We start from the raw sequence: 17,352 nt of genomic DNA, 5'->3' as shown, positions 1-17,352 counted from the left end.
CCAGTGCAGCAGCTCCCGGTACTGGTCTTGGCGGTTCGGGAACACCTTGGGCTTCACCTTGCCCGCCTCCAGATCCCGGACCCACATGCAGTCGAGCTTGTTCTTGCTAACATCAACGCCAATATGAGCCATCTCGTCCTCTCGCCTTGTCCGTACAGCCTCACCCGTCCGTCACGGAGGGGGGTCTTGGATACCGTTCAAACTTCGAGATGAGAAAGGACTCGGGGCCAATCTACAGAACAGGTTCGTGACCTCAGGAGCCTGACGGGTTACCCGAGCCCAATACGGTTCATGGTAGCGATCCGTGAACCGCAAGACACAAGGAGCCTGCTTGCAGGCGAATGCTCCTGCCCGTGCTGGATGACCGCAATGCCCAGTATTATCGCGCTGCGACCGGCACAAGAGTGCATTTTTATCAGGGCTTGCTTATGCTTCTCGCGCCGCCAGGGAGTGCGGTGGGCGCTTGGGGTGTACACATGCGGTAGCCTGTCCCAAGCAGGTTTTACGACGGAGGTTAAGCTCGATATGCCGGACCGGCACCCCTTGGCATGGTGAGCCAGGCACTGGAACGTCTGCTGCGCTTGCCGCGGGCGCAGAAGCGCTGGCTCATGGTCGCGGCGGACGTGGTCATGCTGCCGCTGGCCCTGTGGTCGGGCTTCATGATACGGCTCGCGGAGCCGTTCCCGCCGATCATGCTGGAGACCTGGTGGCTGTTTCCGCTGGTGGTGCTGGTCGGGATCCCCATTTTTATCCGGCTGGGTCTCTACCGGGCCGTGGTGCGCTTCATGGGATCACGTGCGATCTGGGCGGTGGGCACCGGCGTCGTGTTGCTGGCACTGGTGCTTTGGGCCGCGGTCGCCCTGGCGCAGATCGACAATTTCCCCCGTTCGGTGCCGATCAACTTTGCGATTGTCGCGTTCATCTACGTGGGTGGCAGCCGTTTCCTCGTGCGCGCGCTCTACCATTCGATGGTCGCCACTGACCCGGGTGTTGAACCTGTCGTGATCTATGGTGCCGGCGAGGCCGGGGTGCAACTGCTGTCGGGGCTCAAATCCGGTGGACGCTTCCGCGTCGTCGCGTTTCTGGACGATGACGAAACCCTTCAGGGCAGCTCGATCGACGGTATTCGGGTGCGTTCCCCCAAGGCATTGCAGGGACTCATCAATCGATACGGATTGCGCCGCCTGCTGCTGGCGATCCCCTCGGCGAGTCGAGCGGATCGACGGGAAATCCTGGAGCGGCTGGAGGCCTATCCGCTGTACATCCAGACGGTGCCGTCCATGGATGCCGTGGTGTCCGGACAGGCGCGTCTCGATCAACTGGAGGATATCGACATCGCCGACTTGCTGGGCCGCGACCCGGTACCCCCGGACCGGGAGCTGCTGAAGGCCAGCATTCAGGGTCGGGTGGTCATGGTGACCGGTGCCGGGGGTTCGATAGGCGCTGAACTATGCCGCCGTATACTGCGCCTGCAGCCCCGCTTGCTGGTCCTCTACGAGCGCAACGAGTTTTCCCTTTATCGGATCGAGCGCGACCTGGAGTCCCTGGCGGATCAGAAGGGTCTGGAAGTGCTCCTGGTCCCGCTGTTGGGCTCGGTCGCCAATCCGCGCCGGGTTCGCGCCGTACTTGAGGAATACGGAGTACAGACGTTGTACCACGCGGCCGCGTACAAGCATGTCCCGATCGTGGAGGCCAACCTGATCGAGGGTGTCCGCAACAATGTTTTCGGTACCGCCATCCTCGCGGACGCCGCGGTAGAGGCGGGAGTCGAGCGCTTCATCCTGATCAGCACCGACAAGGCCGTGCGCCCGACCAACGTGATGGGCGCGACCAAGCGCCTGGCGGAGATGGTCCTGCAGCACCGTGCGCGCGAGGCGTCAAAGACGGTCTTCAGTATGGTGCGTTTTGGCAATGTGCTCGGTTCGTCGGGCTCCGTCGTGCCGCTTTTTCACCAGCAGATCCGCGATGGTGGCCCGGTGACGGTGACGCATCCGGAGATCACGCGTTATTTCATGTCCATCCCCGAGGCGGCCGAACTGGTGATCCAGGCCGGTGCCATGGCCGAGGGTGGGGAGGTCTTCGTGCTGGATATGGGCGAACCGGTACGGATTGTGGATCTGGCGCGGCGGATGATTCGCCTTCACGGGCGTCAGGTGAGGGAAGACGGTGAACCCGAGAACGGCATCGAGATCGTCTTCACGGGGCTGCGCCCGGGCGAAAAACTCTACGAAGAACTGCTGATCGGCGACAACATGACCGGGACTTCGCATCCCAAGATCATGCGGGCGCACGAGGCCTGTGTGGATTCCGGTGAGCTCCGGTATGCACTGGACACCCTGGATGTCGCCGAGCGGGACATGAACACCGAGATCGCCTGCCAGGCGCTAAGACGCGCAGTGGTGGAATATGAACCGGTTCCCGGGACGCAAGTATCGCACTGAGGACCCGTTCCCTCTGGAAGCGACATCGGTTGTGTATTCTTCCGCTCAAACGCCGCCAGGCCCCTTCTTTGTGGGAGCCTGCTTGCAGGCGAAGCCTCCTGCCGGCGTTCGAGTTTTGGCGTGAGGCTTCGCGGGCAGGCCCGCCCCTACAGGCAAACCGGTGCCCACAGGCCAAACAATTAACATCGAACAACCGAAGGATCCAGGGATGAAAATCGCAGTCGCCGGAACCGGCTATGTCGGGCTCTCCAATGCGGTCCTGCTCGCGCAGCACCACGAGGTGGTCGCGCTGGACGTGGTGCCGGAGAAAGTCGAGCAGATTAACCGCAAACACTCCCCGATTATCGATGCCGAGATCCAGGATTTCCTGGAGAACCGCGAGCTGAACCTCAAGGCCACGCTGGACAAGCAGGAGGCCTACGAGGGTGCGGATTTTGTGATCATCGCGACGCCCACGGACTACGACCCGCAGACCAACTACTTCAACACCACCACGGTGGAGTCGGTCATCCGCGACGTACTGGCGACCAACCCGCACGCCACCATGGTGATCAAGTCCACCGTGCCGGTCGGTTACACGCGCGAGATCAAGGCGCAGATGGAGACCGACAACATCCTGTTCTCGCCGGAGTTCCTGCGCGAGGGGAGGGCGCTGTACGACAACCTGCACCCCTCGCGCATCATCGTCGGCGAACAGTCCGAGCGGGCCGAGACCTTCGCCGGTCTGCTGGCCGAGGGGGCCGAGGATGACAACATCCCCATCCTGTTCACCAACTCCACCGAGGCCGAGGCGATCAAGCTGTTCGCCAACACCTACCTGGCCATGCGCGTGGCGTACTTTAACGAGCTGGACAGCTACGCCGAGATCCACGGGCTGGATACGCGCCAGATCATCGACGGCGTGTGCCTGGACCCGCGCATCGGCAGCCACTACAACAATCCGTCCTTCGGCTACGGCGGCTACTGCCTGCCGAAGGACACCAAGCAGCTGCTGGCCAACTACGACGAAATCCCGAACAACATCATCGGCGCCATCGTCGATGCCAACCGCACGCGCAAGGACTTCGTCGCCGACGCCGTCATCCGGCGCGACCCCAAAATCGTCGGCATCTACCGCCTGGTCATGAAAAGCGGCTCCGACAACTTCCGCGCCTCCGCCATCCAGGGCGTAATGAAACGCATCAAGGCCAAGGGCATCGAGGTCGTTGTCTACGAACCCGAGCTCCCCGATGACGACTTCTACCGCTCCCGCGTCATCCGCGACCTGGACGAGTTCAAGCGCGTCTCCGACGTCATCGTCGCCAACCGCATCACCGACGAAATCCGCGACCAGACCGACAAGATCTACACCCGCGACCTCTTCAACAGCGACTGACCCGTATCCACATCCCTCTCCCTGTAGGAGGCCAGCCCCCTGGCCGATTGGGTGTTGGACAGGCCTCATCGGCCAGGGGGCTGGCCTCCTACGATCGGTCCCGGGCATCCTGTAGGAGCCCCCTGCGCGATACGATGTCGGACATAGCCCGATCGGCCAGAGGGCTGGCCTCCTACAGGAGTGCGGTCCATCCGCCCCTCGGTGGACACAACAACCAGCACAACGGGAGCGATGCCATGGAAGGCAAACCTCACGCTCAGGCCCTGCGCCGTGGCCGCTATTCCGAGCCCGGGCGCATCTACCTCATCACCGCCGTCACGCGGGATCGCACACCGGTGTTCCGCGACTTCGCCGCCGCGCGTGCCCTGGTCGCTACACTGCGCCACGCGCAAGCGCTTGGACATGCGGATACGCTGGCCTATGTGGTGATGCCGGATCATCTGCACTGGCTGATGACGCTCGGGGACAGCATCTCCCTGTCCCCCGTCGTGCGGTCCGTCAAGGCGGTCACCGCCCGCAGGCTCGGGCGGGCGCTCTGGCAGCCCGGCTTTCACGATCACGCGGTACGCCGCGAAGAAGACCTGGCGTCGCTGGCTCGCTATATCGCCGCCAATCCGCTGCGTGCCGGGCTGGTGCGAAACCTGGGTGATTACCCGCATTGGGACGCGATCTGGCTCTGACGAGTGGGGTTGAGCTGAACGTCCAATCGGCCAGAGGGCTGGCCTCCTACGCGGCGGCGTGCCTCTGCCCTATGTAGGAGCGCAGCCCCCTGCGCGATTGGGCGCTGGGCATGCTCCCATCGGCCAGGGGGCAGGCCTCCTACACCTGCGGTGGCTCCGAGACCTGTAGGAGCGCAGCCCTCTGCGCGATGGGGCGTATCCAGATGTCCCAATCGGCCAGAGGGCAAAGGAACGTTCGCTGATCGGAAGCATCGATGCTAAATTGGTAAAACGAACGATCGATCGATCAAGGTACGGTAATGGACGCCCTCACCATCTCTCCGAAATATCAGGTCGTCATCCCCAAGGCGGTACGCGAGGCGTTGCACCTGCGTGCGGGTCAGAAGGTCCAGATTGTCGCGTACGACGACCGCATCGAACTGATTCCCGAACGGCGCATGAGCGAGATGCGGGGGTTCCTCAAGGGTATTGACCCCGACATCCCGCGCGAGAAGGATCGCGTGTGAACGTGGTCGACTCGTCCGCGTGGCTGGAATACTTTGCCGACGGGCCTAACGCCGATGTGTTTGCAGACGCAATCGAGACCACGACCGAACTGATCGTCCCCACGATCAGCCTCTACGAAGTCTTCAAGCGGGTGCTCCAGCAACGCGGCGAGGCGGCGGCCCTGCAGGCGGCGGCATTGATGCAGCAGGGCGAGCTCGTCGAACTCTCGGGGCTTTTGGCACTGTCCGCTGCCAGTCTCGGCAACCAGCATGGTCTCCCGCTTGCCGACAGCATCATCTACGCTACTGCGCGCGCCCATCAGGCCGACCTTTGGACCCAGGACGCGGATTTCGACGGGCTTCCGGCTGTTCACTACATCCCGAAGCGTTCCCCGTAGGAGGCCAGCCCCCTGGCCGATGGGGCGCTGGACATATCCAATCGGCCAGGGGGCTGGCCTCCTACGGGGGCATTGCTGTAGGAGCGCAGCCCCCTGCGCGATGGGCGTTGGTGATGCCCAAATCGGCCAGGGGGCTGGCCTCCTACGCGGCGGCGTTCCTCTGTCCTATGTAGGAGCGCAGCACCCTGCGCGATGGGGTGCTGGATGTGCCCGATCGGCCAGGGGGCTGGCCTCCTACAGGTTCGGAGCCACGGTACGTGAACGGTCATCCCGGCCGCAGCGAAACGTAGAACCGTGAAGAACGGATCGGCCTCCGTCGTTCTTGCGCGCTGGACGAGTACGTGTCACCTTCTAAAGGTTCGTGGCATGGGGAACGATTGATGGCACATCAAGATAACGAAGTCCAGGTAGGGGCTCAGGGCCGCGTCGTTATTCCCGCGGGGTTGCGCAAGACGCTCAAGCTGCAAGCCGGCGACCGCTTGGTCGCACGTCTGGTTGGCGAGAGCTTGGTGCTGGAACGGCGAGAACTGGTCGAGAGACGGTTGCGCGACCGGTTCAAGCACATCCCCAGGGACGTCAGCCTTGTGGATGAGCTGATCGACGAGCGGCGGTCCGAGGCGACGCGCGAGCGCAAGGCTCCATGACCACGGTACTGGATGCTTCGGCATTGTTGGCCTTTCTGCATGACGAGCCGGGTGGCGACCACGTGGCCGCCGTTTTGGATGGTGGCTGCGTCTCGACCGTGAACTGGTCCGAAGTGATGCAGAAATCGCTCCAGCGCAAGGTGAACATCCAGGGAATGCAGCAGGAGTTTGCCGATGTCGGGCTGCTTTTCGAGCCCTTCACAGCGGAACAAGCCGCGTTGGCCGCACAACTCTGGGAACCTTCCCGGCAGCACGGGCTGTCGATGGCCGACCGCGCCTGTATTGCCCTGGCGATGGACAAGGCACTCCCTGTGCTGACCGCCGACCGAGCATGGGGTCAGCTGGACTTGGGGATTACCATTCAGGTTTTGAGGTAAGAGCGCGCAAGCGCATCGACACCCGTGCATGGCCTTGGGTTTGTAGGAGCCCAGCCCCTGGGCGATCGGGCCTGTCCGACGCCCCAATCGCCGAGAGGGCTCGGCTCCTACAGGCCCAGGGCCACCACGGATTGTAGGAGCGCAGCCCCCTGCGCGATGGGGTGCTGGATATGCCCGATCGGCCAGAGGGCTGGCCTCCTACAGGTTCGGAGCCACGGTACGTGAACGGTCATCCCGGCCGCAGCGAAGCGGAGAGCCGGGATCTCCAGCGATGGAGCCGGCCGAAACCAACCCCTCCCGTTGCCCTTTCTTGCGTGCGCGTCCCATTGCCACTGCGCGGGCCGCTGTGGTCTACTGGCGCCCTGCGTTCACTGGGTGAACGCAGTACAGGGGATTCATTCAGCCAAGGCGGGCCCGCTCATCATCCGGGCGCACCGTCCCGGCGGTAGCGTGCCTGAACGCGGCTCAGGCCGATGGTAACCCATTGATCGAAGAAGACCTTCATCTCAAGGTGCTCCGCCTGCTGGAGCAGGAGCCGGACATGAGCCAGCGCCAACTGGCGCGCTCGCTGGGCCTGTCCGTAGGCAAGACGCACTACGCCCTCAAGGCCGTGCTCGACCGCGGCTGGGTCAAGGCGCAGAACTTTCGCCGCTCCGACAATCGCTCCGCCTACCTGTACAAGCTCACGCCCAGCGGCCTGCACGAAAAGGCCCGCCTGGCCTACGCGCTGCTGCAGCGCAAGCGCGCCGAACACAAGGCCCTGATGACCGAGATCGAACAACTCCGCGCCGAACTCCAGAGCACCAAGCCCGCGAATGAACCCCCAACCCCGTAGGAGCCCGGCCCCCTGGGCGATCGCCCTTATCCAGCGCCCGAACCGCCGAGGGACCTGCGCCCCAACACCACCCAATGTAGGAGGCCAGCCCCTGGCCGATCGGACCCATCCAGCGCCGCATCGCCGAGAGGGCTCGGCCCCTGCAGGTCTCGGAGCCGCCGCCGCCCAAATCATGCGCCGGCTACCAACAACGGCATCCAATCAGACGGCCACCCCTTGATCCGCGCCATCCTCGACAGCCTGAAATGGAGCGGCCGCCTGGGCGCCAAGTTCTTCTGGGCGGTACCTGTGGCCACGGGCACTGTTGTGATTGCGACGGTTGTTTCCCAGGTGGCCTTGCTGCTGGCCTTCTTCCTCCCGCTGAAGGTCATCATCCTGCTGGGGTCGGATGGTATCCCGCGCTACTTCCCGCCGGCTTTCGCGCAAGTCGAAAGGGACCACCTGATTCTCTGGCTGACCATGGCCACCGTTGCCTTCTATTTGCTCTATCTCATCGCCGAGCGCGTGGTGGAGTGGGGCTCGCAGCAAGGCGCCACGCGATTGCTGGCGCGAAGCCGCAAGATGGTGCTTTTCGAAGGGCAGGACGGGGTGGCCTCCCGCTCGTACAAGCGGTTTGCGTCGGTTCTGGCGGGGGGCGTGTTCTTTGTCCTGGCGATTGCCTTGATGGTTTGGCTCTATCCCGCGGTGGCGGTCCTCATAGTGGGCTATTCATCCATCGTTACGCTTGCGCTTGTTGTCGGGCTGATTGCGAGTCGGCGCTTTCGCGAGCACCTCAAACAGGCGCTTTCGCGCTGGACGACGGTGCTCGCAGCGGTCGGTTTCATGCTCGCGTTCGGGTACCTAGTGGTAGATTTTCTTTTCCGCCAACCGCCCGGGCTAATACCGGCCATTATCGCGCTGTTGATGTCCCGTCAAGCGTTCAATCGGCTGGGCAGTCTGGTGCCCTCGCTTCTGCAGCTGTATCAGCAGCGTCCAAAACTGGATGCGCTATTCTTCCATCGCTCGGCCTATCACCCGCCAACACTTCCGCAAGGCGAAAGTGTGCTGGACCTCCTCTTTCCGGAAGAGCGTGCGCAGTGGATCCCAGTGGTTCTGCACGATCTCGCCGAAGAGTCGTCGACTGCGGACGTTGTTGTGCGCTGGCAAGAACTGATGGTTTCCGGAGTTTTCGCTTTGCGCTGCGAGGTTGCGGGCGGCGGTACTTACCTGGTCAAGATCTTCGAGGACAAGAGCGTGGGCCAGGCTCGGCATGAAGCCGCACTGCTGAGCGCCGCCCCCAGGGAGCTACCGGCCCCGGGGTGGGTGGGTGCGACCTCGGTTCGGGGATATCGCTGCCATGTGCTGAAGCTCGATGATGGGCAGGGGAGTACTGCGCAAAATCCGCAATCCCTCCTGCTCGACGTGCGCACACGGCTGCTCCAGCTCTTGCCCGGAAAAGCGATGGTTGCTCAATATGGCCGGTCGCGGGCCCGACTCTGGCAGCGTATGGATGCCCCCTTGCTCGATTCCCTGCGCATTGCCACGGATGGATGCTCAGAGGAGCACCTGCGGGCCCTGGTCGAACGCCTGCCTGAATGGCAGGAGCATCTGAGAAACGCGCCGATGGTATTTCACAACCCCGACCTCAAGCCAGCCACCGTGATCGCGACGCAAGATGGAGCAGGTGTGGCGCTTCACTGGGGGCGCTGGGCAATGGAGCCCGCTGGTGTGGGTTGGCCTGCATCCTCCAAGGGTAGTGAAGACCTGAAGCACGCTGCCGAGGTGATTCGAAACGGCGATTCCCTACTCCAGAATGTATCGGATATCACTCTTGATCTAGCGGCCTTGACGGCCGACCTTGAAAGAGACCTGAAGGCCAAGCATTACCTCGATGCGACCAGAAAGCTCAAGCCCATCCGGGATAGTCTCGACCAATTGGAGCGAGCCGGGAACGAGTCGCGGTAGTGAGAGCGTGTGGCTTCCGTCCATCGGTGAAGTTCGGTAGGCTGCGCCAGCGCCGGGAGGGCGCGGGCGAATAGTTGGAGTATTTGGATAAACATTCCCCTGAAAGCAGTTACTCTTGCAGGGGTTCAAGAGTTTTTTTAGCAGGGTGACTGGCTCCGCTGCGACAAACAGGGATGCGAAATTGAACCAGCTGAAACAACAAGAGAATTCTGATCACGGGTGCATGCGGCACCATCGGGCGCGAACTGGTGCGGCAGGCACTGGAAGAATTCGGGGTGGCCGAGTGTATAGGCATCGACAATAACGAAAGCGAACCGTGCTTGGTGATCAGGAGTTCGGCGGGAATGGCCGGGGCAACTTATTCCCGGGGGCATGCGCGACTAGGACGAGCTGCTGCGGCTCCCGCGCGGTGCAGAGCGGTACCCTGGCGATCCCGAATATAATTACAGCCCGTGCTGAAACTGGGTGGAGTCATGCCACTTCTCTAGTTTGCCATCCCGGCTGGGCCGAAGCGCCGAGCCTGTACGTTCAGCGGTTAGTCCTCTCAGTAATGGAATCGGTCCAACCGGGCCAACGAACCAAAACATCTAGTGGAATACAACGGAATGTCTGCACAACAGGAACTGATCAAGCGCTTGGAAGAGCGCAGCGCCATCATCGGCATCATTGGGCTGGGCTATGTCGGTCTGCCCCTCATGCTTCGTTATGTGGAGCTGGGCTACCATGTGCTCGGGTTCGATAACGACCCCTCCAAGGTTGAGCAGCTGAACGCGGGGCAAAGCCCCATCGAGCACATCCACGGCGACCAGATTGCCGATGCGGTCAGCGGCGGTCTGTTCGAGGCCACAAGCGACATGTCACGGGCATCGCAGGCGGACGCCCTGATCATCTGTGTCCCCACGCCACTGGACCGCTATCGCCAACCGGATCTGTCCTATGTGGTGGGCACCACGGATGCCGTCGTCCCGTATTTGCGTTCGGGCCAGGTGGTCTCGCTGGAAAGCACCACCTATCCGGGTACGACCGAAGAGGAGTTGGCCCCGCGCATCGGCTCCGGTGGACTTAAGGTGGGGGAGGAGATCTTCCTTGTCTATTCCCCGGAACGCGAAGACCCCGCCAACCCCGACTTCAAGACCCAGACGATCCCCAAGGTCTGCGGCGGATACTCCCCCGCATGTCAGGAGGTGGGACAGGCCCTGTACGGCCAGGTGGTGGATCGGGTGGTACCGGTCAGCAGTGCCCGTGCCGCGGAGATGACCAAGCTCCTGGAGAACATCCACCGCGCGGTGAACATCGGCCTCGTCAACGAGATGAAGATGGTCGCCGACCGTATGGGTATTGACATCTACGAGGTCATTGATGCAGCCGCCACCAAGCCGTTCGGCTTCGTGCCGTACTACCCGGGGCCGGGCCTGGGCGGGCACTGCATCCCTATCGATCCCTTTTACCTCACCTGGAAGGCGCGTGAGTACGGGCTCAATACCCGCTTTATCGAGCTCGCCGGCGAGGTCAACAGCGGCATGCCGGAGTGGGTGCTGCGCAAACTCGCCGACGCGCTCAATGCACGCGGCAAGGCCGTCCACGGCAGCCGCATCCTGATCCTTGGCATCGCCTACAAGAAGAACGTGGACGATATGCGGGAATCCCCGGCGGTCGAGATGATGGAATACCTGCGCGAGCAGGGCGCCGTCCTGGCCTATTCCGATCCACACGTGCCCAGTTTTCCCCCCATGCGTGAGCACCAGTTCGATCTTGAGCACACGCCGATCAGCGAAGAAACCCTGGCGGCACAGGACTGTGTACTCATCGCCACCGATCACGCTGCGGTGGACTACGACCAGGTCCAGAAATACGCGCCATTGATCCTCGATACCCGCGGGGTCTACCGGGATCGTACCGACCCGAAGATCGTTCGCGCCTGAGCCCATCCAACACAGGGAACCCCATGATTCATCAGTTCACGCCCATTACCGATCGCCGCATCCGCCTGGCCCTGGTCGGCTGTGGCCGCATTGCCCAGAAGCATATCGACGCGCTTGAAAAGCACGCCGAGAACATCGAACTGGCCGCCGTTTGCGACATCGACCCGGCTGCCTTGGCCCAGGCCGAGGTGCGTACCGGCGCCCCCGGATATCGTCATTTGAGCAATCTTCTCGAACAGGACCCGGGCCTGGACGGCGTTGTCCTCTGCACCCCCAGCGGCGTACATGCCCGCCAGGCCATCCTGGCCGCCGAGGCCGGCAAGCACGTGATCACCGAGAAGCCCATGGCCACGCGCTGGGCGGACGCCAAAGCCATGGTGGAAGCGTGCGACCATGCGGGTGTGCGGCTGTTCGTGGTCAAACAGAACCGGCGTAACGCCACGCTGCAACTGCTCAAACGCGCAGTGGAGCAGCGCCGCTTCGGCCGCATCTTCATGGTCAACCTGAACGTCTTCTGGACGCGCCCGCAGGAGTACTACGACAGCGCGAAATGGCGCGGCACCTGGGAGTTCGACGGCGGAGCCTTCATGAACCAGGCCAGCCACTACGTGGATCTTCTCGACTGGCTGATCGGCCCGGTGGAGAGCGTGCAGGCCTACACTGCCACGCAGGATCGCCTGATCGAGGTCGAAGACTCCGGCGTGCTCAACGTTCGTTGGCGCAACGGCGCTCTGGGCAGCATGGCCGTCACCATGCTCACCTACCCGAAGAACCTGGAAGGCTCCATCACCATCCTCGGCGAGAAGGGCACGGTACGCGTGGGTGGCGTTGCGGTGAACGAGATCCAGCACTGGGAGTTCGCGGACGAGCAGCCCGAAGACGCCAAGGTGAAGGAGGCCAATTACGAGACCACCTCGGTCTACGGCTTTGGCCACCCGGCGTACTACGAAAACGTGATCGACAGCCTGCGCGGCGAAGCCGACCCGGAAACCGATGGTCGTGAGGGCCTGCGCTCCCTGGAAATTCTCATCGCCACGTATCTTTCCGCCCGCGACGGCCGCCAGACGCCTCTGCCGCTGGATTACTGACGACCAAGGGCAAAAAGCCGGCCACGGATGTTCACGGATGAAAACGGATGAAGGGCGAATGGATATGGACGAGCAGGGAACGCTTGTTGAAGAGGATCTGACCTATCGGATCCGGTCCTGTGTCTTCGCGGTGTCCAATGAACTTGGACCGGGGTTCCTGGAGCGAGTGTATGAAAACGCCCTGGCAATCGAACTGCGTGATGCGGGGCTCCCGGTGCAGACACAGCAGCCCGTAAAGGTCTGCTACAAGGGACAAGCAGTTGGCGAGTACGTTGCCGATATCCTCGTCGAGAAACGCGTGCTGCTGGAGCTGAAGGCCTGTAGCAAGCTGGCACCGGAGCACCAAGCGCAAGTGCTCAACTATTTGCGGGCCACCGGCATTCCGCTCGGCCTGCTGATCAACTTCGGCCAGTCCCGGGCGCAAATCAAACGCTTCGTCCTGTAAGGCATCCAGGTGAATTCGTGATCATCCGTGACTACCCAAAACCCGTGACCATCAGCGTCCATCCGTGAACATCCGTGGCTAATTCAATGACTACAACCATCCATCCCACCGCCATCGTCGATGACGGCGCGCAGCTCGGCGAAGGCACCCGCATCTGGCATTGGGTACATGTCTGTGGAGGAGCGCGGATCGGCAAGAAGTGCTCGTTCGGCCAGAACGTATTCGTCGGAAACCGCGTCGAGATCGGCGACAACGTCAAGGTGCAGAACAACGTCTCGGTGTACGACGACGTCACCCTAGAGGACGACGTCTTCTGCGGGCCGAGCATGGTCTTCACCAACGTCTACAATCCTCGCTCGGCGGTATCGCGCAAGGACGAGTACCGTCCTACCCTCGTCAAGCAGGGCGCCACGTTAGGTGCAAACTGCACCATCGTCTGCGGCGTCACCGTCGGACGCTATGCCTTCATCGGTGCCGGTGCCGTCATCAACCGAGACGTACCCGATTACGCCCTGATGGTCGGCGTCCCCGCCAAACAGATCGGCTGGATGAGCGAATACGGCGAACGCCTCGACCTGCCCCTGGAAGGGGATGGTGAGGCAGTCTGTGAGCACACGGGCAGGCGCTATAAGCTCTCCGGTGGCCAAGTAACGGCTGAGTGACTCTCGACTAAGGCAAACAGTCACCAAAATAAAGAACGACAGTGGGTGTGGCAGGGACGTGCCGTCAGCCCATACGCGTGGAACCCAACAACCCTTAGCGTCTTAGCGCCTTCGCGTGAGACCAAAACGAAGATCAAAAAATATGCAGTTCATCGACCTCGCCGCGCAGCAGGCACGCATCAAGGACAAGATCGACGCGAACATCCAGCGGGTGCTCGCTCACGGCAAGTACATCCTTGGCCCGGAAGTGGCCGAGCTGGAAGAAAAGCTGGCTGACTTCACTGGGGCAAAGTACTGCATCTCGTGCGCCAACGGCACGGATGCCCTGCAGATTGCGCAGATGGCCGTCGGTGTCGGCCCGGGCGACGAGGTTATCGTTCCCGGTTTTTCCTACATCGCCACCGCGGAAACGCCAGCCGTACTGGGTGCAAAACCGGTCTATGTTGACATCGATCCCGTTACCTACAACATGGATCCGGCAAAGATTGAAGCCGCGATCACTTCAAAGACACGCGCAATCATCCCGGTTTCGCTCTATGGGCAGTGTGCCGACTTCGATGAGATCAATGCGATTGCGGAAAAGCACGGCATCCCGGTCATCGAGGACGGCGCGCAGAGCTTCGGTGCGACCTACAAGGGCAAGCGCTCCTGCAACCTGACCACCATCGGTACCACCAGCTTCTTCCCCAGCAAGCCCTTGGGGGCCTACGGGGATGGCGGCGCACTCTTCACCAACGATGAAGAACTGGCCACAAAACTTCGCCAGATCGCCCGTCACGGGCAGGACCGGCGGTATCACCATCTCCGTGTGGGAGTGAATAGCCGCCTGGATACCCTGCAAGCGGCTATCTTGCTGCCCAAGCTTGAAATCCTGGAAGAAGAGCTGGCGCTTAGAAACGAGGTTGCCGCTCGATACAACAAGCTCTTGTCGGCCACGGACATTCACGGACAGCCACTGACAGAACCCTCTTCAGAGTCGGTCCAAGCATTCCGTGGCCAAACTCCAGTTATCAAGGAACATAACTGTAGCGCTTGGGCGCAGTACACCATTCGTGTCTCCGATCGTGAGGCGGTGCAGGCGGCTCTCAAGGAGGAAGACATTCCAACCGCGGTCCACTATCCGATTCCGCTCAACAAGCAGCCAGCGGTGAGCGATCAGTCCATATATCTACCCGGGGGTGATCGAGCTGCCGAGGCAGTAATTAGTCTTCCTATGCACCCTTATCTCGCGTCAAGCTCCATGGAGCGCGTTGCCAATTGTTTGAAAGGCACAGTGGCCCGGCTTTTATGAGTATGCGGAAAAATCTGTTGACAGCGACATTGTTATTCCTTCCATCTCTTGGTTTTGGAGATCCGAATATGCACAAAATGGCATGCGAGCTTTTGGGGGGGGGGAGCTGCTATACACCTAGACCATTTCAACCTTCAGAGCAGGCTATGGCTTATGCCGATAAGGTGGTTGAGATCGGAGTGAAGTCTACCGACTTTGAAATGTACGGTAACAAGCAATCGGTCGTTCTTCATCATGGGGTTCCATACGCTAAATACTGGCAAAACGACAATCCCAACGAATACGTCTTTCATCCGATGGTTTTTGGTCGCTGGATATACAACCAAAATGTCCCAGAGGCGATTTCGAACGCCTTGTCTAAGGTTTCCGTCGACTTGCCGAATGGCGGTGTCGCTTTCTATTACCCAAACCGATATGCGCTAAATCGCATGAGTGGCCCGCATCTCATGTACAGTGCGATTAGTCAGAGTGAGATCCTCGCTGGATTATTGAATCAATTTAAGAAAACGCCAACAAAGCAGCTAGATGAGGCCCTTTTGAAAGTTCTGAAGGGGCTGATGCTGCCGCATGATATCGGCGGCGTTAACCTGGGTGTGGCTCAGTTAGAACTCCCTCTCTTTCAGTCGAATCCGGAAATAATATTGAACGGATGGTTGCACTCTTTATTGCATCTGAACGACTATGCCCTCGTCCGGGCTGATCAGGACGTTGCTGAATATATTCACGATAACCTTGTTTTTTTCGCAGATAATAGCGATGTTTGGTACGATAATAAAAGAAAAATAAGCAGATACTCAGATACTTCTCCTCATCGAGTTGTTTTGGATCATGTTTCAGATAATGCTGAATATGGTGTTTTTTATAAAGCAAAAGATTCCCGCTTAAGCAACTACCAAGTGTTTCCGGTTCGTGACTATGAACGTGTTCTCTCCGGCTTCGATGTGCGCATTCTGAGGCAGGCCGGGCGGCGCTCTACAATGGGTCTAACTTGCTCTGGCCTTTTCGACGTTTATGTATATTCACGTGGTGAATTTACTCTGAAGATTCGTGATGATGGTTATGATCCTTACCGCGCAACACCGGACGGAACGGGTGAGTGGCGTGAGCTTAAGTCACATGCGTTGGACGGAGATTTGAGTGCGGTAAAGGTTAGTTTGAGTGATTATGATGACTCTGAATTGATATGTGGTTATCCAACCAACTTTGCCAAACAGGACGGGAAAAATCACTACCATACACAGCACATCATGGCCCTAATTTATTTAGCAAGGACCTCTTCATACGACGACCCAGAGCTTGACAGACGATTGATTAGGATTGCAAAAAGCTGGTTGCACAATAACGATATTTTTCTCCGCAAAAATGATTTGGTCTTCGCAAGCCCTCAGGACCTTCTGAATGCTTTGAATCGGGGGAAAGTTCTCAAGCAATTTCAAAATGCTGAGGACATTTTGCATTGATCGTCTGTGTGTCCACGGGGATGTTGGCAGCTTCTAGTAAAAGAGCATGCAGTTGCCGGTAAGATGTTGATCCGTCCTTGAGTGCGAGCTTTTATGGTAATCACGCGTGTGTCAGATCGACTTGGCGGCGTTGGCGTCGATTCCTAATATATGTCTCCTGACCTTGACTAGGCGTGGGCGTGTTTGTCGCCTGACACGCTGAGGTCCTGAAATCGATCAGTATGCGAGGATGATAAGATGAGAGAAAATGCCACACGCGTCGCGGTTATTGTTCACAATAGTGTGATTAAGGATGCCCGAGTCCTGAAAGAGGTTAAGACGTTGTGGGAGTCGGGATTAGCGGTTGATGTTTATGGTGTCAAAACGGACAGGGAGGTGATGGCAAAAAAGATCGAAGGATGTCGATCGTTTACACTTATAGATCTTACGTCTCGGTGCACAAAGTTAGGTTATCAATTTCATATATACAAGATTATACTTCGTTCAGTGAACGCTGTTAACAAGTTTCGGAATGATTTAAAGAAGATTGTAAAAGGGTCTTCCGGTATTTTGTTTGGCTTGATTGGCGTCCTCGCCGGCGTATTCATTGGTGGCTCTTCCGATCCGGGTAAATTTAGCCTGCTGGTGCTAATGTTCCTAAGCTTGCTTTTAATAGCATATGCTGCTTGGCCTCTGCTTTTTGAGAAAGTTGGGTACGTCAAGAGAAAAGCAGCGTTTGAACGGGTTGGCGGTGCTTTATTTAATGCGATAAAATCTGAGGAATATGATTACGTTCATTGTCATGACCTAATCGCGTTGATACCCGGTCTGCGCTATAAAAAAGAAAATCCGTCAGTGAAGTTAATTTGGGATGCCCATGAGTTATATGATGAGGTTGCCTATTCAAGTTGCATGGAGCGTGTTTACATAAGGGAATTGATGCGCACAGCCTCGCGTAAGATTGACTCCTTCGTAACCATTAGCGATAGCTTTTAGGAAACACTGATTTATTCCGCCGTGGGTCCCGCCCACCTGGCGGGTTTGGGATAATGGCGCCAGGTTTCCTGCCCAAGGTGATGGCCGATGTCCCAGCGCAGCTTTTCCGATCTCGAGTATTCCGCCAAGCGTAAGCAGACGCGGCGCGACCGCTTTCTGGGGGAGATCGATGCGATCACGCCCTGGGCGGCGCTGGTGGAGGCGATCGAGCCGCACTACCCGAAGGGGAAGCGGGGTCGTCCGCCGATTGGTCTGGAACGGATGCTGCGGATGTACGTGGCCCAGCAGTGCTTCAACCTGTCGGATGAAGGGATCGAGGATGCGGTCTAC

At 59.7% G+C, this 17,352-nt stretch carries 17 protein-coding genes and 1 pseudogene; 17 read left to right on the top strand and 1 reads right to left on the bottom strand.

The window, feature by feature from the left end:
• Positions 1 to 132: pseudogene (locus F813_RS14355) on the bottom strand (IS110 family transposase); the annotation flags it as partial.
• Positions 133 to 548: 416 nt separating this feature from the next.
• On the opposite strand from F813_RS14355, the gene F813_RS0112965 reads away from it, so the two are divergent.
• From F813_RS0112965 to F813_RS13745, 17 genes are all read left to right on the top strand, one after another.
• Positions 549 to 2,441 (top strand): nucleoside-diphosphate sugar epimerase/dehydratase, encoded by a 1,893-nt coding sequence (locus tag F813_RS0112965; protein WP_017926890.1) that lies wholly within the window; start codon positions 549 to 551, stop codon positions 2,439 to 2,441.
• A 208-nt stretch (positions 2,442 to 2,649) separates the two neighbouring features.
• The gene (locus F813_RS0112960) at positions 2,650 to 3,816 is read left to right on the top strand and encodes a nucleotide sugar dehydrogenase (protein ID WP_017926889.1); all 1,167 of its coding nucleotides are present in this window, start codon (positions 2,650 to 2,652) and stop codon (positions 3,814 to 3,816) included.
• Positions 3,817 to 4,052: 236 nt separating this feature from the next.
• The gene (locus F813_RS0112955) at positions 4,053 to 4,496 is read left to right on the top strand and encodes a transposase (protein ID WP_017926888.1); all 444 of its coding nucleotides are present in this window, start codon (positions 4,053 to 4,055) and stop codon (positions 4,494 to 4,496) included.
• Between the two features lie 299 nt (positions 4,497 to 4,795).
• A complete protein-coding gene (locus F813_RS0112950; protein ID WP_017926887.1) occupies positions 4,796 to 5,002 on the top strand; it encodes an AbrB/MazE/SpoVT family DNA-binding domain-containing protein in 207 nt (68 codons plus the stop codon).
• Entirely contained in the window at positions 4,999 to 5,379 is a 381-nt protein-coding gene (locus tag F813_RS0112945) for a type II toxin-antitoxin system VapC family toxin (protein WP_017926886.1), read from the top strand. The genes F813_RS0112950 and F813_RS0112945 overlap by 4 nt, the downstream gene beginning before the upstream one ends.
• Positions 5,380 to 5,759: 380 nt before the next feature.
• On the top strand, positions 5,760 to 6,023 hold the full coding sequence (locus F813_RS0112940; RefSeq protein WP_017926885.1) for an AbrB/MazE/SpoVT family DNA-binding domain-containing protein: 264 nt from the start codon (positions 5,760 to 5,762) through the stop codon (positions 6,021 to 6,023).
• Entirely contained in the window at positions 6,020 to 6,400 is a 381-nt protein-coding gene (locus F813_RS0112935) for a PIN domain-containing protein (RefSeq protein ID WP_017926884.1), read from the top strand. The genes F813_RS0112940 and F813_RS0112935 overlap by 4 nt, the downstream gene beginning before the upstream one ends.
• 484 nt (positions 6,401 to 6,884) lie before the next feature.
• On the top strand, positions 6,885 to 7,235 hold the full coding sequence (locus tag F813_RS0112930) for a MarR family EPS-associated transcriptional regulator (protein ID WP_017926883.1): 351 nt from the start codon (positions 6,885 to 6,887) through the stop codon (positions 7,233 to 7,235).
• Between the two features lie 216 nt (positions 7,236 to 7,451).
• A complete protein-coding gene (locus tag F813_RS0112925; RefSeq protein WP_017926882.1) occupies positions 7,452 to 9,179 on the top strand; it encodes a hypothetical protein in 1,728 nt (575 codons plus the stop codon).
• A gap of 605 nt (positions 9,180 to 9,784) precedes the next feature.
• Complete coding sequence (locus tag F813_RS0112920; protein WP_017926881.1) at positions 9,785 to 11,101, top strand: nucleotide sugar dehydrogenase; 1,317 nt, start codon at positions 9,785 to 9,787, stop codon at positions 11,099 to 11,101.
• 23 nt (positions 11,102 to 11,124) lie between these two features.
• Positions 11,125 to 12,189 carry a Gfo/Idh/MocA family protein gene (locus F813_RS0112915; RefSeq protein WP_017926880.1) on the top strand — a complete coding sequence of 355 codons (1,065 nt, stop codon included), beginning with the start codon at positions 11,125 to 11,127 and terminating at the stop codon, positions 12,187 to 12,189.
• Positions 12,190 to 12,247: 58 nt separating this feature from the next.
• Positions 12,248 to 12,634, top strand: a complete 387-nt coding sequence (locus F813_RS0112910) for a GxxExxY protein (RefSeq protein ID WP_017926879.1) — start codon at positions 12,248 to 12,250, stop codon at positions 12,632 to 12,634.
• 86 nt (positions 12,635 to 12,720) lie between these two features.
• Positions 12,721 to 13,296 carry an acyltransferase gene (locus F813_RS0112905; protein WP_017926878.1) on the top strand — a complete coding sequence of 192 codons (576 nt, stop codon included), beginning with the start codon at positions 12,721 to 12,723 and terminating at the stop codon, positions 13,294 to 13,296.
• 142 nt (positions 13,297 to 13,438) lie between these two features.
• Positions 13,439 to 14,587 (top strand): DegT/DnrJ/EryC1/StrS aminotransferase family protein, encoded by a 1,149-nt coding sequence (locus F813_RS0112900; protein WP_017926877.1) that lies wholly within the window; start codon positions 13,439 to 13,441, stop codon positions 14,585 to 14,587.
• Positions 14,588 to 14,604: 17 nt separating this feature from the next.
• Positions 14,605 to 16,047, top strand: a complete 1,443-nt coding sequence (locus F813_RS14350) for a hypothetical protein (protein ID WP_155995144.1) — start codon at positions 14,605 to 14,607, stop codon at positions 16,045 to 16,047.
• 237 nt (positions 16,048 to 16,284) lie between these two features.
• Complete coding sequence (locus tag F813_RS14345) at positions 16,285 to 17,022, top strand: glycosyltransferase (protein WP_155995142.1); 738 nt, start codon at positions 16,285 to 16,287, stop codon at positions 17,020 to 17,022.
• Between the two features lie 87 nt (positions 17,023 to 17,109).
• A partial coding sequence (locus F813_RS13745; RefSeq protein WP_017926875.1) for an IS5/IS1182 family transposase occupies positions 17,110 to 17,352 on the top strand: 243 nt, incomplete at its 3' end.

This window comes from Thioalkalivibrio sp. HL-Eb18 (genome assembly GCF_000364985.1).
In the GTDB taxonomy this organism is placed as follows: domain Bacteria; phylum Pseudomonadota; class Gammaproteobacteria; order Ectothiorhodospirales; family Ectothiorhodospiraceae; genus Thioalkalivibrio.
The sequence above is the reverse complement of the archived record's forward strand: the minus strand, read 5'-3'. Positions and strand labels throughout refer to the sequence as shown.

Coding starts and splice junctions, on each gene's coding strand:
- F813_RS0112920 (WP_017926881.1), top strand. CDS start 9,785: ATGTCTGCACAACAGGAACTGATCAAGCGCTTGGAAGAGCGCAGCGCC.
- F813_RS0112950 (WP_017926887.1), top strand. CDS start 4,796: ATGGACGCCCTCACCATCTCTCCGAAATATCAGGTCGTCATCCCCAAG.
- F813_RS0112900 (WP_017926877.1), top strand. CDS start 13,439: ATGCAGTTCATCGACCTCGCCGCGCAGCAGGCACGCATCAAGGACAAG.
- F813_RS14345 (WP_155995142.1), top strand. CDS start 16,285: ATGAGAGAAAATGCCACACGCGTCGCGGTTATTGTTCACAATAGTGTG.
- F813_RS0112910 (WP_017926879.1), top strand. CDS start 12,248: ATGGATATGGACGAGCAGGGAACGCTTGTTGAAGAGGATCTGACCTAT.
- F813_RS0112940 (WP_017926885.1), top strand. CDS start 5,760: ATGGCACATCAAGATAACGAAGTCCAGGTAGGGGCTCAGGGCCGCGTC.
- F813_RS0112965 (WP_017926890.1), top strand. CDS start 549: ATGGTGAGCCAGGCACTGGAACGTCTGCTGCGCTTGCCGCGGGCGCAG.
- F813_RS0112905 (WP_017926878.1), top strand. CDS start 12,721: ATGACTACAACCATCCATCCCACCGCCATCGTCGATGACGGCGCGCAG.
- F813_RS0112955 (WP_017926888.1), top strand. CDS start 4,053: ATGGAAGGCAAACCTCACGCTCAGGCCCTGCGCCGTGGCCGCTATTCC.
- F813_RS0112915 (WP_017926880.1), top strand. CDS start 11,125: ATGATTCATCAGTTCACGCCCATTACCGATCGCCGCATCCGCCTGGCC.
- F813_RS0112935 (WP_017926884.1), top strand. CDS start 6,020: ATGACCACGGTACTGGATGCTTCGGCATTGTTGGCCTTTCTGCATGAC.
- F813_RS0112960 (WP_017926889.1), top strand. CDS start 2,650: ATGAAAATCGCAGTCGCCGGAACCGGCTATGTCGGGCTCTCCAATGCG.